The sequence below is a fragment of the Mesorhizobium sp. LCM 4577 genome (assembly GCF_001854795.2).
GTDB classification, from domain to species: domain Bacteria; phylum Pseudomonadota; class Alphaproteobacteria; order Rhizobiales; family Rhizobiaceae; genus Mesorhizobium; species Mesorhizobium plurifarium.
Window position 1 is genome coordinate 26,784 of record NZ_MDDU01000054.1, and the last position, 12,744, is coordinate 39,527.

The 12,744-nt window shown below is 62.6% G+C and carries 16 protein-coding genes, 2 tRNA genes and 2 pseudogenes; 10 read left to right on the forward strand and 10 right to left on the reverse strand.

Annotated features, from left to right (window positions below; all coding sequences use genetic code 11):
• Positions 1 to 118: 118 nt before the first annotated feature.
• Both LCM4577_RS30450 and LCM4577_RS30455 read left to right on the forward strand, forming a co-directional pair.
• Positions 119 to 952, forward strand: coding sequence for an ABC transporter permease (locus tag LCM4577_RS30450; RefSeq protein ID WP_041010837.1), 834 nt, complete (start codon positions 119 to 121; stop codon positions 950 to 952).
• Between the two features lie 4 nt (positions 953 to 956).
• Positions 957 to 1,766, forward strand: a complete 810-nt coding sequence (locus LCM4577_RS30455) for an ABC transporter permease (protein WP_071074580.1) — start codon at positions 957 to 959, stop codon at positions 1,764 to 1,766.
• Here LCM4577_RS30455 and LCM4577_RS30460 read toward each other — a convergent pair.
• Together LCM4577_RS30460 and LCM4577_RS30465 are read right to left on the reverse strand one after the other, a co-directional pair.
• Positions 1,767 to 2,554, reverse strand: a pseudogene (locus tag LCM4577_RS30460) (2-keto-4-pentenoate hydratase).
• A 776-nt stretch (positions 2,555 to 3,330) separates the two neighbouring features.
• Positions 3,331 to 3,690, reverse strand: coding sequence for a helix-turn-helix transcriptional regulator (locus LCM4577_RS30465; RefSeq protein ID WP_041009196.1), 360 nt, complete (start codon positions 3,688 to 3,690; stop codon positions 3,331 to 3,333).
• A 429-nt stretch (positions 3,691 to 4,119) separates the two neighbouring features.
• On the opposite strand from LCM4577_RS30465, the gene LCM4577_RS30470 reads away from it, so the two are divergent.
• On the forward strand, positions 4,120 to 4,314 hold the full coding sequence (locus LCM4577_RS30470; protein WP_040988333.1) for a hypothetical protein: 195 nt from the start codon (positions 4,120 to 4,122) through the stop codon (positions 4,312 to 4,314).
• 107 nt (positions 4,315 to 4,421) lie between these two features.
• Complete coding sequence (locus tag LCM4577_RS30475; RefSeq protein ID WP_040988331.1) at positions 4,422 to 4,667, forward strand: DUF982 domain-containing protein; 246 nt, start codon at positions 4,422 to 4,424, stop codon at positions 4,665 to 4,667.
• 154 nt (positions 4,668 to 4,821) lie between these two features.
• On the opposite strand, the gene LCM4577_RS30480 is transcribed toward LCM4577_RS30475, so the two are convergent.
• Positions 4,822 to 4,986, reverse strand: a complete 165-nt coding sequence (locus LCM4577_RS30480; protein ID WP_157900518.1) for a hypothetical protein — start codon at positions 4,984 to 4,986, stop codon at positions 4,822 to 4,824.
• 378 nt (positions 4,987 to 5,364) lie between these two features.
• On the opposite strand from LCM4577_RS30480, the gene LCM4577_RS30485 reads away from it, so the two are divergent.
• Positions 5,365 to 5,607, forward strand: coding sequence for a DUF982 domain-containing protein (locus tag LCM4577_RS30485; RefSeq protein WP_040988328.1), 243 nt, complete (start codon positions 5,365 to 5,367; stop codon positions 5,605 to 5,607).
• Between the two features lie 289 nt (positions 5,608 to 5,896).
• Here LCM4577_RS30485 and LCM4577_RS30490 read toward each other — a convergent pair whose 3' ends face one another.
• The 4 genes from LCM4577_RS30490 to LCM4577_RS30505 form a co-directional block, all read right to left on the reverse strand.
• A complete protein-coding gene (locus LCM4577_RS30490) occupies positions 5,897 to 6,868 on the reverse strand; it encodes a glycosyltransferase (protein ID WP_071074581.1) in 972 nt (323 codons plus the stop codon).
• Between the two features lie 16 nt (positions 6,869 to 6,884).
• Positions 6,885 to 7,505: a CatB-related O-acetyltransferase gene (locus LCM4577_RS30495; RefSeq protein WP_052458102.1), complete on the reverse strand. Its 621-nt coding sequence runs from the start codon at positions 7,503 to 7,505 to the stop codon at positions 6,885 to 6,887.
• Between the two features lie 295 nt (positions 7,506 to 7,800).
• Positions 7,801 to 7,877 (reverse strand) — tRNA-Arg (locus LCM4577_RS30500).
• 54 nt (positions 7,878 to 7,931) lie between these two features.
• Positions 7,932 to 8,237 (reverse strand): ETC complex I subunit, encoded by a 306-nt coding sequence (locus LCM4577_RS30505; RefSeq protein WP_041009755.1) that lies wholly within the window; start codon positions 8,235 to 8,237, stop codon positions 7,932 to 7,934.
• Between the two features lie 245 nt (positions 8,238 to 8,482).
• On the opposite strand from LCM4577_RS30505, the pseudogene LCM4577_RS30510 reads away from it, so the two are divergent.
• From LCM4577_RS30510 to LCM4577_RS30520, 3 genes and pseudogenes are all read left to right on the forward strand, one after another.
• A pseudogene (locus tag LCM4577_RS30510) lies at positions 8,483 to 9,043 on the forward strand (NADPH-dependent FMN reductase); the annotation flags it as partial.
• A 36-nt stretch (positions 9,044 to 9,079) separates the two neighbouring features.
• On the forward strand, positions 9,080 to 9,451 hold the full coding sequence (locus tag LCM4577_RS30515) for a nuclear transport factor 2 family protein (RefSeq protein WP_244508485.1): 372 nt from the start codon (positions 9,080 to 9,082) through the stop codon (positions 9,449 to 9,451).
• A gap of 134 nt (positions 9,452 to 9,585) precedes the next feature.
• The gene (locus LCM4577_RS30520; protein ID WP_071074583.1) at positions 9,586 to 10,761 is read left to right on the forward strand and encodes an NAD(P)/FAD-dependent oxidoreductase; all 1,176 of its coding nucleotides are present in this window, start codon (positions 9,586 to 9,588) and stop codon (positions 10,759 to 10,761) included.
• Positions 10,762 to 10,776: 15 nt separating this feature from the next.
• Here the strand turns inward: LCM4577_RS30520 and LCM4577_RS30525 are convergent, their stop codons facing one another.
• Positions 10,777 to 10,899, reverse strand: coding sequence for a hypothetical protein (locus tag LCM4577_RS30525; protein ID WP_274534989.1), 123 nt, complete (start codon positions 10,897 to 10,899; stop codon positions 10,777 to 10,779).
• An 81-nt stretch (positions 10,900 to 10,980) separates the two neighbouring features.
• Here LCM4577_RS30525 and LCM4577_RS30530 point away from each other — a divergent pair.
• Together LCM4577_RS30530 and LCM4577_RS30535 are read left to right on the forward strand one after the other, a co-directional pair.
• A tRNA-Pro gene (locus tag LCM4577_RS30530) sits at positions 10,981 to 11,057 on the forward strand.
• Between the two features lie 332 nt (positions 11,058 to 11,389).
• Entirely contained in the window at positions 11,390 to 11,971 is a 582-nt protein-coding gene (locus LCM4577_RS30535) for a hypothetical protein (protein WP_131803314.1), read from the forward strand.
• A gap of 30 nt (positions 11,972 to 12,001) precedes the next feature.
• Here the strand turns inward: LCM4577_RS30535 and LCM4577_RS30540 are convergent, their stop codons facing one another.
• A complete protein-coding gene (locus LCM4577_RS30540; RefSeq protein WP_041009188.1) occupies positions 12,002 to 12,424 on the reverse strand; it encodes a type II toxin-antitoxin system VapC family toxin in 423 nt (140 codons plus the stop codon).
• A complete protein-coding gene (locus LCM4577_RS30545; RefSeq protein ID WP_041009750.1) occupies positions 12,421 to 12,675 on the reverse strand; it encodes a FitA-like ribbon-helix-helix domain-containing protein in 255 nt (84 codons plus the stop codon). Before LCM4577_RS30545 ends, LCM4577_RS30540 begins: the two co-directional genes overlap by 4 nt.
• Between the last annotated feature and the right edge of the window lie 69 nt (positions 12,676 to 12,744).

Sequence of the window (12,744 nt, forward strand, 5' to 3'; positions counted from 1 at the left end):
GAGCGGGATGCATTTTGATGGATTGGGGCATCCCGCTCTGTCTTTTTGTTGGTCGCATTTGTGCGACGCCAAGTGATTTCACTTGGCTGCAAAATGCTCTGCCGAGATTTTCAGACCGATGAGAGGCACCCTCTCCGACAGGACGGGCGCGGCGCTGCTGATGGCGCCGCTGCTCCTGTTCCTGATCCTTGCCTATGCATGGCCGTTCCTCGGCGTGGTGAAATGGAGCTTTACCCTGCCGACGCCCGGGCTCGGCCAGTACCACGCCTTGCTCACCGACGATCTGGTGCAGTCGGTGTTCATCCGCACGCTGCGCATCGCGGCGATCGTCACCGTGGTTTCCGTCACCGCCGCCTATGCCATCACCGTCGTGTGGGTGCGCGGCTCACCGGTGCAGCGCGTGCTTGCCGAATTCTGCATCCTGGTGCCGTTCTGGATCTCGGTGCTGACGCGCGCCTTCGGCTGGGTGGCGCTGCTTTCCAATCGCGGCCTGATCAACACCTGGCTGCAATCGATCGGCTTCATCTCGGAGCCGCTGACCCTGGTGCGCAACGAATTCGGCGTCATCGTCGGCATGTCGCATTTTTTGATCCCCTTCGCGGTGTTCCCGCTGGCGTCCGCCATGCGCAGCCTGGACGAGCGCGTGTTGCTCGCGGCGCGCGGGCTTGGCTCCAGCCGCATGCGCACCTTCTGGACGGTGTTCGTGCCGATGACGCGCTCCGGCATCATCGGTTCGGCGCTGATCACCTTCGTGTTCTCGCTGGGCTTCTTCGTCACGCCGGCAATCCTCGGCGGCGGCCGCTCCGTCATGATCGCGGAGCTGATCTACCTGCGCATCTTCCAGAGCCCCGACTGGGGGCTAGGCGCGGCGATCAGCGTCGTGCTGGTGGTGTTCGTCGGCGCGCTGATGGCGCTGCTGTTCCGCTACGTCAAACCGAAGCAATTGGTGTAGCGCGATGCCGACCTATCGCCCCGGCCCCGTCTCGCTCATCCTCGCCGTGCTGGTGGCGCTGTTCCTTTTGATGCCGCTGCTTGCCGTCATCCCGGTGTCGCTGACGCCGAGCCGCATGCTGACCATGCCGACGGGCGAACTGTCGCTGCGCCACTACCGCTCGCTGATCGAGGATCCGCGCTGGCTGGACTCGATCCTGCTTTCGCTCAGGATCGGCGTCGTCAGCAGTATCCTCTCCACGGCGCTTGCCCTCACCTTCAGCCTCGGCGTCTGGATGTTCCAGCCGCGCTTCACCGCCGCCCTGGTCGGCTTCGTGCTGTTGCCGATGGTGGTGCCGCCGGTGGTCTCTGCGGTGACGCTCTATTTCCTGCTCACCTCGGTCTCCGGCCTGACCTCGTTCTTCGGCTACGACACCTGGCTCGGCGTCGCCATGGCGCATTCGGTGATGACGGTGCCTTTTGCCACGGTGCTGATCCTGGTCTCGCTGAGCCAGCTGGATCGCCGCATCGATCTTGCCGCGCGCGGCCTCGGCGCCAGCGTGTGGGAGCGTGCGACGCGCGTCGTCATACCCAACATCAAGTTCGGCCTCGTCACCGCGGCGCTGCTTTCTTTCGTGCTCTCCTGGGAAGAGATCGGCGTGACGCTGTTCATCACCTCGGTCAACGCGATCACGTTGCCGCGCCTGATGTGGATGGGCCTGCGCGACAACATCGACCCGGCGATCGCGGCGCTCTCGGTGATCCTGATCATCATCACCGTTCTGGTGCTCGCCGTGCGCAGCGTCGTCACAAGGCAGCGCGCCGTGAAGGCCTGATCAGACAAACCTGACAGAGACGCGACCGAACCTGCCCAGGTCGCCGGTGACTTCATCGCCCGGCTCGACTTCTATCGGCTTGACGCAGGTGCCGGTTATCACCACCTGCCCCGGCTCCAGCGCGATGCCCAGGCCCGACAATTCGTTGACGATCCATTGAAGGGCGATCCGGGGATCGCCCAGCACAGCCGCTCCCGATCCGTCGTGACGCGACTTCCCGGTGACAACCCGACCACCGGGTGCCTCGCCAGATCCACATCGCGCCAACCGTCTTCCACGGCCTCGCCGATGACGAACAGGTTGGCGCAGGCATTGTCCGCGATGAGTTGCGCCGCGCCGACCGCGCAGAAATCATCATATCGAGAGTCCGGTATCTCGATCGCCGGGTGCAGGGTCGCCACGGCATCCATCACCTCGGCAATCTCATAGGGTTTGGCGCGTGGCTTCAGGGCGCGGCCGAAGCGAAAGGCGAATTCGATTTCGGCCACGCGCATCCTGCTTGTCGCCAGCGAAACGGCCCCGCCGACCTCGACCGCCTTCTCCGCCAGCAGTCGCCCCGCCATCGGACCATCGACGTTGATGTGCCTCTGCCCCGCCAGGCTGGTGGCGGCAATTTTCCAGCCGAAAAGCGGAGCCGTCGAGCGATCCATCACATACGATTGGACGGCATAGCCTTCCGAACGCGTTTGCGGCCGCACCGTCTCGGGTATCGCATCGAGACGGGTGCCATTGTCCCAGTGGGTCACCAACAGGCGCGAAGCGGCCCTGGCTTTTTGCGTACCGAACATCGTCAGCACCGAAGATCAAGAATGCCACGTTGCCCGCCGCTTCTCGGATCGGGAGCCCGGCATGGAGCATTGCGCAATGTGAACCAAGCGAGACGATAGGTGACGGGGAATCGAGAGTCCAGATTACCGGACAGCAGCTCCCGACGACACCAAAGGCGGTGATCGCGCCAGAGCGTTTCACGGAAACGGCGAACCGCTCTATCCCGTTGTTTTTACGCAATTCCGGACGGAAAACCGCTCACACTTTTCCTGGGATTGCTCCTAAAGCGCGTCGCGCTGGAACGGATTCAGGCGACGCGCCTCAGGCCTGTGCTTGATGCATGTCGTTGTCCAGAATCGCCGCGCACTTCTGGGCGACATGCATTGGTGAGCGCGGCAAGGCACGGGGCCCCAAAACGAAAGAGGCCCGCCGTGATCGGCGAGCCTCTTACGGGGCCGAAGTGGAAGCTCGGCGCCGTCATGATCCGGGGGTGTGGATCGACTCGAAATTTAGCCAACAGCGCCCGGCCAGGCGACTTACAAATCTGTAATCTTCGGCTGTGCCGGGACCGGCCAGAACAAGAAAACCCTTTATTATCAGAAATTTGCAGCGAGAACCGAGCTTCGAAGCACCGCCTCTCAAAGAAACGTGATGAACCGCGCGGCGAGCGGCATGGCCAGAGCAGTTTAAGGAACGTGGGCGGCGTCGCGATGCGGCCCGCTTGTGCGCAGTCTGCGCCATCGAAGCGCCGCACCGGACGAAGGCCCCCCGGCCTCGTCCGTGCGTAGCAGTCCGTTCAGGCAGCCTGCGGCCGCCGCATCCTCTCGACGAAGGCCTGCCTTGCCGGTCCGGCAAGCGGCTTGTTCATCGCCAGCAGGCCGTCAAGCAACGCCAAAAGTTCGCGCGCTGCCGAAGACTTGCAGGAATAATAGACCATCTGACGATCACGGCGGGTTTCGACAAGGCCAAACCTGCGCAGTTTGGCCAGGTGTTGCGACAGCGCTGACTGGCTGAGTTCGACCTTGTCGGCGAGCACGCCGACAGAGAGTTCGCCCTCGGCGAGGTAATTCATGATGAGCAAACGCTTCTCGTTGCCCATCACCGCAAGAAAGGCTGCCGCGCTTTCTGCGTTGGCGGTAAGTTTCTTGGTAACCATCGATTTCCCCATGGTTCAGGCTCCTCCGAAGGCCATGGGGGCAATGGCTTCAGGGTTCCAGAGCGTTGATGAGCCTGCCCCGGTTTGGACGCGGGACCTGCCCTGCTTCTTTTCGACCAGAACCCTTTCGTAACCCGGTTGCCACCACGTCGGGGTTGCTGGTCTCGGACAGAACGCGCGGCGCTTTTTCTGGGCTCAAGTCAATGGAGACTCGGAAAAATTCCGCGCTGCTAATGCGTATCAGCGCAGCGCTCGTTCGGCAAGAATATAACGAGGCCGGCAAAACAGCGGCGAGCCGTAAGCAAGGAAGACAGCAACCGGCGTGCCCGGCTGAAAAGACTTCGGCCACGACCTTGCCGCGACTCACTCCCAATCTCGAAGCGTGCTATTATTAGCCAGGCAAGAGGGGCCGGGCTCGAGGAGGAAGCCATGTCCGTCGTACGCAACACGTTCAATCCCGATGAAACGGCCATGCTTGGCCGTGTCTACGAAAACGGCAATTTCGAAGGCGAGACTGCCGAGCAGAAGGAAGCGCGCGCCTCGCGCATCATCGCCAATTACATGGCGGGCATCACCGACGAAGCGGAACTGATCGAGCTTTCACGGAAGCCGCTTGGAAGATGAGCAAGCTGAGCCGCATTCGTGAAACGGCTTCACGTTAAGTTGACGTTTCGCGACGCAACTCCGCGATAAAATGTATCGTGATCCGATATAGTTCGGGAGGTTTAGCGATGATCCAGGGATGGTTTTCCAGGCCGGTCGAAGTGGCCGTCGGGCTTTCCGGCTCGATCCGCCACATATCCAACGCCGAACAGGCCGTCGAACTGTTGACCGGCCAATGGCGCGATGCCGGCAGCGCGCTGCATGGCGCGGCCCTGCGCGCCTGCCGGCGGGCGATCCGCGGCGACGTTGCGGCGGACAACGCGAGGGAGGCCTTCATCGTAGCCGCGCGCGAAGCGCATGTGCTGGTGGAATAGGCTGTGGCGGGCCCGGCGCTCTACAAGCCGGCCTATCGATAGTAAAGCCATAGAAGAGCCAGCACCGCCAACGCCGCCGGAGACAGCAGGATTCCGGCGCGAAAGATGCACATGGCCAGCTGAAGCGGAGTGAACATGCCTGGCGGTGTCGGACCTACCGATCGCGCCATTTGACGGGAAACCGACGCTCCGTTCGAAACGCGCGCGGACGATCCGTTTCAGCCTGCGAGCGGTTCAGTCGCGCTTCCTCGTAGAGCCCGAAAGCGGTCGCCATCAAGGTGGCAACGGTCATGGTGGATGCGAGCACGGCGATAAGCATGAGAGGTCTTCCCGCGTTTCATCAGCCTGCCGGATTGATTAGCGCCGCCCGCGAGGGTGCGGCAGTGACTTTGGTCACGCTATTTTCGACCATCCGCAATCGCGGATCGGCCGGCCCAAGAGCCCATCCGGACGCACTGCCCGTCGTAAAGCGGATCGCTCTATCTCTTTGTTTTTATGCAACCCCCGACGGAAGCTACGGCGAAGGGCGCCGAGGCTAGTCGCTCACACGCTTCCCGGGGTGTCCCAGCCTTGAAATTCTTCGGAACCTAACGCCCGGTGGTTGGTTAACGCGCGGGTCCGCAATCGCGGATCCGCATCGGGCGCCATCCGGCGCCGATTGCTTGCTCAAAAGACGATCATAAGAACGGAGGAAGTGATGAACGATGTCTGGTTTTCCGAGCCGGTCGTGATCGATTTCCAGCCAAACGGCCACCGCAAGGTTTCGAGCTGCTTCGAAGCGATGGAATGCCTCGACCAGCGCTGGCCCAGACAGGCGCGCGACGGCGCCTGGCGCTCGGCGAGCCGTGTCTGCCGCGACGCGCTCGACGGCCTGCGCAGTCCGGTGGAGGCCCGCAAGACGCTGCGCAAAGCGGCCAAGGTCGCCGGCCTGCTGGCGTAGCCCCGATTTTCCCCTGGCGCCCTATGAGGTGCGTCACCAAGCCCGTCGCGGTTTCCCATTGCCGCGGCGGGCTTGCGTTTTCAATGGAGGCGCGCTGACGGCCGACGCATACTTGGAACGCGTTCAAGCACGCGTCCCGTGGATACATGAAAACGCCGGCCGCTGGCTTCGGGGTTGCCTGACGGGTTCAGGCGCTTTCATTTCGGCGAGTCGGCCGGCAGGCCGCAACGCGAGCACCGAGACGTGGTAAACGGCTGGTTATTATCCACAGGCCGCGGCGGCGGATGCTTCAGCCAAAGCCGCCAAGCACCTCGGGAAACTGTGCCGCCATCGCACCTTCTTCCGCTTGCCGGGCGTAGATTTCGTACACCTTCCTGCCGTCGTAGCGGGCGCGACGGCGAAGGCGCTCACGGTTGGTCAGAAGACTACCGACCTTGTCAAAACGCCGGATGAAACGCTTAATCTGGCCGCGCTCGAAAGGAACGCGGCGCTTGAAGACAGCCTCCCAAGGCGTGCCGCTCGCCAAGTCGCGATAGATGCCGAGAGCGGCGCGTTCGACGCCGAGCGGCACCTTGTCCCAAGGCTTGCCCCAACTGAAGTGTCGGGCAAAGGCGCTGTCGAACGGTATCTGCCAACTGTAGTTGGTCATGGCGTTCCATGAAGGATGCAAGGTCTGCCATTTGCCTTCGAATGCAAGGTTCAACGCGCCTTGATCGAGTCCGTTGACGCGAAGCGAGGCAAAGTGCCGAGCCGTGGCCAATAGGCCATCTCTTCTGATCCAAGGCAGATCGAGCAAAAGAACGCCAGAATTGAAATATGGGGCACCGGGCTGCATGGAAAGGCGCTCCCGATATCCCGGCTCGAAATACGACTGAACATCATGGGCCGCCAGAAGCGGCGCGTTCAGCGGGGTTTCCATCAGGTCGACGATCGACCGGTTGAAGAGCACGTCGCTGTCCAAATAGACAACCCTGCCGTACGGAGCGAACTCGGCTATCTCATCCACGAACAGCCGCATATAAACCGCGAGGCTCAGATGGCCGGGGGAAAAGCGCACATTTTGCATCATCTGCGAGAGATCGATTACGCTGACGCGATCGGCGAGCAATCGCCGCGCTGCGGCAAGATCGGCCGCGCCGACGTTCATTTGCAGGATAAAGCCGTCTATCGATGGGGAAACGTCCAGTACCCGACGCGCCGCCAGGCAGGCATAAGGAAAGTATTTGGCATCCGCCGCCAGAAAGAAACAGGATTTCGTCATTTTGCTGCCGGCCTAGCTAGTCCGCGTGCTTCACCCCGGCGCCCGCCACAAAATGCTTGGCAATGAAAGTCTCGATCGGACCGGTGAGGGTGACCGCCTCGCTTTTGATCTTATCGTCGTCCCATTGCCACCACTGGATGTCCAGCAGCTTCGAGATGATATCCTGCGGAAAGCGATATCTGATCAGCTTGGCTGGAGATCCACCGACGACGGCATAGCGCGGCACGTCCTTGGTGACAATTGCGCCTGCGCCGATGACCGCACCGTCGCCGATTTCGATGCCTGGAAGCATTATGGCGCGATAGCCAATCCAGACATCATTGCCAATCGTGATCCCGCCGGGCCTGCCTGCGTTCGGAACCGGGTCGCGCTGATCCAGCATGCGGCTGTAGATTGGAAAGGAGGTCGCACTGTCGGTCAGATGCTGCCCGCCGCACATGAAAAGCACCTCACGAGCGACAGAGCAGAAGGCTCCGATCCTCAGCGGAGTATCCTTCGAGCAGTAAAGGATCTTTCGCCATGTCACGCCATAGGTGTGGCGCCCCACGGACGCGTTCTCAGGCAGATAGTGGCGAACGTCCTTCAACCACTTCGAAAAAGTCGACACTTTGAAACTCACCTCGGCGCGCAGCGACATAGCCCTCGAACTGCCCAGGCGCACCCGTGCATTCCAACTGGCCGTGTCTCGCCCCCTGCCGAAAACGAGAAGGCCGTATCATAGCAAAGAGGATCGCGGTCCGTAAGAATGTTGCACCGGGCCAGAAATATTCACAGCCTAGACTTCGGTAGATCGGGGCATGATCTCCACCGCAGCAGACTCGCCGCCCTACTCCGGCGGAACCGTTGCCCACCAAGGCCTTCGGGCCAAAAGTGTTACCCATGTCTCCGGTATAGACTGTAACCTATGTGTCCGGAACGGACCCTGAATAAACTGGCGATCCCGGCAGGATTCGAACCTGCGACCATCGGCTTAGAAGGCCGGTGCTCTATCCAGCTGAGCTACGGGACCGTCGGCCGGCCAAGCCGGCTGGTCATTCATGCCGCGTGGGGCAAGACTCGAAAGTCAGTGCGTCCAGGGCGTCCTGCGGTCATAGCGGAAATTGTCCGAATAGGAAATCTGCCGGCGCTTGGCCTCCTTCGGCTCTTCGACGCGATAGGCGATCTTTTCCTTCTCGGCATAGGCGACCGCCTCTTCCTTCGTGTCGAAAGTGAGCTTCACCTGGCTCAGCATGTCGCCCGAGGTGGTGTAGCCCATCAGCGGGTCGATCTTCTTGCGCTGGGCGGGGTCGAATTCCAGCACCCAATATCCGGTCTTGGCCTTGCCGGATTGCATCGCGGTTTTGGCTGGACTGAAAATGCGCGCGGACATGACCACCTCTTTGCCGCCCGAAGACCGGGCACCGTTGTTCAGCGCCATTCCAGGGTCCCATCGGGAGCCTGAACCTCGCGCCAACCCGTCATTACTGTGCAATCACCGCGGCGGCAAGGCCGCAAGCGCCGAGGCGCGACCGCGACCGCGCGGGGAACCTCGCTCGGCTGCCGACATTATCGAAACGTCAGGCGGGCCGAGCCCTGCCGGCCTTCCCTGTGAGCCACCAAAACGGACGTTTCGCCATGACCGATGCAACAGAACATGCCGTCCTGCAGCTCGCCGTGCTCGTCGGCAGCCTGCGCGCCCAATCCTTCAGCCGCAAGATCGCCAAGGCGCTGGCCGCCCGCGCGCCGGATTCGGTGCGCTGCCGCTTCGTCCAGATCGGCGAGTTGCCGCTCTACAACGAGGATCTGGATGGCGACCGCCCGCCCGCGGAGTGGTCGGCCTTCCGCGCGGCGATACGCGAATGCGACGCGGTGCTGTTCGTCACGCCGGAATACAACCGCTCGGTCCCGGGCTGTCTGAAGAATGCGCTCGATGTCGGCTCGCGGCCACCGGGCAAGAACGTGTTCAAGGGCCTGCCCGCCGGGGTCGTCAGCGTCAGCCCGAGCAAGATCGGCGCCTTCGGCTCCAACCAGGCGCTTCGGCAGACCTTCGTTTTCCTCGACATGCCGGTGATGCAGCAGCCGGAGGCTTATATCGGCAATGTCGCGGACCTGCTCGACGACAAGGGCGCCGTTACCAATGCCGACACCGCCGCCTTCCTCGAGAATTTCATGGCCGGCCTGGAAACCTGGATCAGGAGGGTGCATCCCGGCGGCTCGTCCTTCGATGCCTTCATGAAGCAGCGTGAGAAGATCGCCGATGACTATGTCAACGGCGATGCCACCTCGCTGAAGGCGATCGTCACCCATGCCGGGCCGGCGACATTCTTCTCGCCGCGCGGCGACCATGTCGAAGGCGCCGAGGCGGTTGCGGGCCGCTACGAACGCGACGCCGCGAGCTTCCACAAGGGTGGCAGCACAGACCTCGAGGTGCTGCAAGCGTCGGCAAGCGGCGATCTGGCCTTCTGGACCGGCTTGCAGCATGCCAAAACACGCATGGGCAGGAACGGCGAGGCGACCGAGATGACCTTGYGGGTGACGGAGGTGTTCCGGCTGGAGGATGGCGCCTTCAAGCTGGTGCATCGCCACGCCGACCCGGTTCATTAGCCGGCGCTTGTAATCCGCGACACAATGCCGGAGGTTTTTTGCAACAGCCACCTATTCCTTTTGGCCGGTGGGCGGCATATGTCAGTTACATGATCGTGCCACTTGAAGGCATGATGACGACGATAAAGACACGAATGGGCGCGGAAGCGAAAGTCTTGCCGTCGGGGGTCGGCGAGCCAGCGATACTGGACGGAGCGATTGTCATCGGCGCGGGCGCCGCAGGGCTTGCCGCCGCGCACGCGCTGGCCGGGGCCGGCGTGACGGTGCAAATCCTGGAACGCGAGGGGCGGCTGGCCGAGCCCTGGCATCGCCGTCACGACAATCTGCATCTCAACACGCATCGCGACCTTTCCGCACTGCCCGGCGTTTCCTATCCGGCAGGGACGCCGGCTTTCCCGCATCGCAGCGCCGTCATCCGTCACCTCAACGATTTCGCCAAAACGCACCGGCTGCCGATCGCCTTCGGTGTCGGGGTCGACAAGATCGAATTTCGCGACGACCACTGGCTGCTGCGGACGAATGTGGGCTTGATGGCGGCGCGGTATGTGGTGATCGCCACCGGGCGCGACCGGCAACCCTTCATTCCGGCCTGGAAGGGCATGGAGGATTTTTCGGGATTGATCATCCACTCCGCTGATTTCGGCAAGGCAAGCGACTATGCCGGCAAGAAGGTGCTGGTGGTCGGCGCCGGCAATTCCGGCTTCGATGCGCTCAACCATCTTTCGGGCGTCGAGACGAACCAGATGTGGCTTTCGGCGCGCAACGGACCTTCGCTGCTGCCCAAACGCATCCGCAAGATCGCCGTACACCGCATATCGCCGCTGATGGCCAGCCTGCCGACAAGGCTCGCTGACGCGGCCATGGCGGCAACACAGCGCCTGGTATTCGGCGATCTGACGAAATACGGCCTGCCGCCTGCCCCGGCAGGCGGCGCCAGCCGGCTCGGTTCCGACTATACGGCAATCGCCGCAGATGACGGCGCGGTCGAAGCCATCAAGGCCGGGCGTATCATCGTCGTGCCGCAACTGCGCGAATTCAGGCCCGATGGCGTCGTGCTCGACAATGGCCAGACGATCGCGCCCGACGTCGTCATTGCCGCCACCGGCTATCGCACCGGGCTGGAGACGATGCTGGGTGGGCTTGGCGTGCTCGACGCCAAGAGCGTGCCGCTGTTCAACGGCGCCTTGAACGATCCGAAGCTGCCCGGACTCTGGTTCACCGGCATGCGGCCGARCATTCGCGGCTGCTTTGCCAACGCAATAATCCAGGGCGCCGCGATCGCCAGGAAGATCGCCGGCCAGAAGCGCTGAGCGGAAGCCCGGTCGTCATTTATCCAAGAAGGTGGCGACGGTCTCCACCGAGGTCGCGAAGGCTTCCAGCATCGACTTCAGACAGGCCTTCGTCACGCCGCCGGTCGGAACGGACCAATAGTCGCCGGTGCCGTTCAACACCGCGGCATCGGTTCGGGTCAGGGCCTGCCGTTTTTGTGTTGCCTTCCAAGCGTCCGCCCCCTATACGCCGCGGGACGTCGGAGTGTAGCGCAGCCTGGTAGCGCACCTGATTTGGGATCAGGGGGTCGCGTGTTCGAATCACGCCACTCCGACCATCGCTTCTTCCCTAAGACATCCAGGCCGGCGGCGCGGCCCAATGAGCCTAGCCGGAGAGGCGCATATCGTGACAGCCGTGGCCGTGGCGCCCCTCCACAGGGACAATTGGGGCGCCACACCGACATCATCGTCGTCGTGGATGTTGCCGGGCAGCGGCTGAAATGGGTGCCGCGCGACTTGTGGTCTCCTCTCATAGGCGACCGCGTCAACGCCGCCTTTGCGATGGCGGCGGCAGCTTGCTGCGGTTGCGGGACTGGGATTCACGGCGCAGAGCGCGATCTGCCTCCGGCGCGGCGCGAGCGAGGCCGCGCTTGCAGCAGTAGGCGTCAGCGTGCCGATCCGCACGCCGCTTGACTTCTGGTATCCGATGGCGCCGACGAGCCGCCTTGAGGACGGGCGCCAACAGGTTTCCTTCCGACCACCGGGCGAAATGCTATCCGGTGAACGGTTGCACCAGTGGATTGGCGCCCGCACGATGGTCAATCGCAAGGGCACCGACTTCCATCGCATGGAGCGCCAGATCGTGTTCCTGCGCGCGCTCATTGCCCAGGGATTCGATTTCCGCCTCGTGCTGAAGGAACCGGACCTAGTGCGGATCACGGGCGAGGATCCGCTGCCCCTGCTTGCCCGCGTCACCGCCGGTTGGCGCATGCAGGTACATGACTGGGTGGACGACGCCGTCATCGACGGCAAGATGGTCCTGATCCCGCGCAAGCCCAAGCCAAGGTGGTGGCGAAAATGGCGAAAGCTGCGGGACCGGCTCAAGAGTGCGCGGACCTGGCCCATTTCAAGCCGCCGAACGGTAAACCCGCCGGGCGAGAACCCCAACACCTCGAGCCCGGCGAGCCTACAACCCGATCTGGAACGCGACCGGGACCGGGATCAGCCGGCACTGTCTGCTTTGCAAGAGTGATGCCGGAAAGACTGTTCCGGAATGGGACAGCTAGGCCGCAGGCTTCCACGGGTTGATCACGGACACGCCAGCCGCATGAAACGGCGCCGTGTCACGCGAAGCAACCTGAAAGCCTTTCGCGGCGGCGATAGCTGCGATGTACCCATCAGGCACCGGAAACCCCTTTCCGGCGGCTCTCGCCTTTGCAGCAAGGCTGGAATAGCGGCGCGCCGCCTCGACATCGAAGACGAGCATGCGCTGATCGAAGATTGTGCATACCCCGGCAAAGGTTTCAGCAAGCGCATTTTTTCTCCGGCCGGCGGGCATAGCTTCGATGCCGAACAGCACTTCCGCCAGCGTGACGCTGGACAGATAGAGTGTCTCGGCGACCTGGTCGTCCAGCCAGGCCAGGACCGCGGGATTAGGCTGCGGTCTCATCACCTCCGAAACGACGTTGGTGTCCAGGAGAATCATTCGAATTTCGGCGGCTCAGCCGGGTTTTTCTCACGGGCTTGTTCAAGTGCTTCAACGTCCTCGTCCGTCACGCCCGCCCGCCGAGCGATGGCGGACAAAAGCGTGCCCACCCTGACACGCCCCTCCGGTCGAACGGCATCCTCAAGGATGGCGCGGATTTCCGCTTCGGTGCTGCGGCCATTGATGGCCGCGCGCACACGCAAGGCGCGATGCGTCTCCTCCGGAAGATTTCTGATTGTAACAGCACCCATTGATATCAGTCCCATATCACTGATATCATCAATAGCACCAAGCGTTCCTGATGTCACTGGCGGGCAACA

What these genes read in the sequence shown, in the direction of transcription:
- LCM4577_RS30450 (WP_041010837.1), top strand. Translation starts at nt 119, where the DNA reads ATGAGAGGCACCCTCTCCGACAGGACGGGCGCGGCGCTGCTGATGGCG.
- LCM4577_RS30455 (WP_071074580.1), top strand. Translation starts at nt 957, where the DNA reads ATGCCGACCTATCGCCCCGGCCCCGTCTCGCTCATCCTCGCCGTGCTG.
- LCM4577_RS30465 (WP_041009196.1), bottom strand. Translation starts at nt 3,690, where the DNA reads ATGGTTACCAAGAAACTTACCGCCAACGCAGAAAGCGCGGCAGCCTTT.
- LCM4577_RS30470 (WP_040988333.1), top strand. Translation starts at nt 4,120, where the DNA reads ATGTCCGTCGTACGCAACACGTTCAATCCCGATGAAACGGCCATGCTT.
- LCM4577_RS30475 (WP_040988331.1), top strand. Translation starts at nt 4,422, where the DNA reads ATGATCCAGGGATGGTTTTCCAGGCCGGTCGAAGTGGCCGTCGGGCTT.
- LCM4577_RS30480 (WP_157900518.1), bottom strand. Translation starts at nt 4,986, where the DNA reads ATGCTTATCGCCGTGCTCGCATCCACCATGACCGTTGCCACCTTGATG.
- LCM4577_RS30485 (WP_040988328.1), top strand. Translation starts at nt 5,365, where the DNA reads ATGAACGATGTCTGGTTTTCCGAGCCGGTCGTGATCGATTTCCAGCCA.
- LCM4577_RS30490 (WP_071074581.1), bottom strand. Translation starts at nt 6,868, where the DNA reads ATGACGAAATCCTGTTTCTTTCTGGCGGCGGATGCCAAATACTTTCCT.
- LCM4577_RS30495 (WP_052458102.1), bottom strand. Translation starts at nt 7,505, where the DNA reads ATGTCGCTGCGCGCCGAGGTGAGTTTCAAAGTGTCGACTTTTTCGAAG.
- LCM4577_RS30505 (WP_041009755.1), bottom strand. Translation starts at nt 8,237, where the DNA reads ATGTCCGCGCGCATTTTCAGTCCAGCCAAAACCGCGATGCAATCCGGC.
- LCM4577_RS30540 (WP_041009188.1), bottom strand. Translation starts at nt 12,424, where the DNA reads ATGATTCTCCTGGACACCAACGTCGTTTCGGAGGTGATGAGACCGCAG.
- LCM4577_RS30545 (WP_041009750.1), bottom strand. Translation starts at nt 12,675, where the DNA reads ATGGGTGCTGTTACAATCAGAAATCTTCCGGAGGAGACGCATCGCGCC.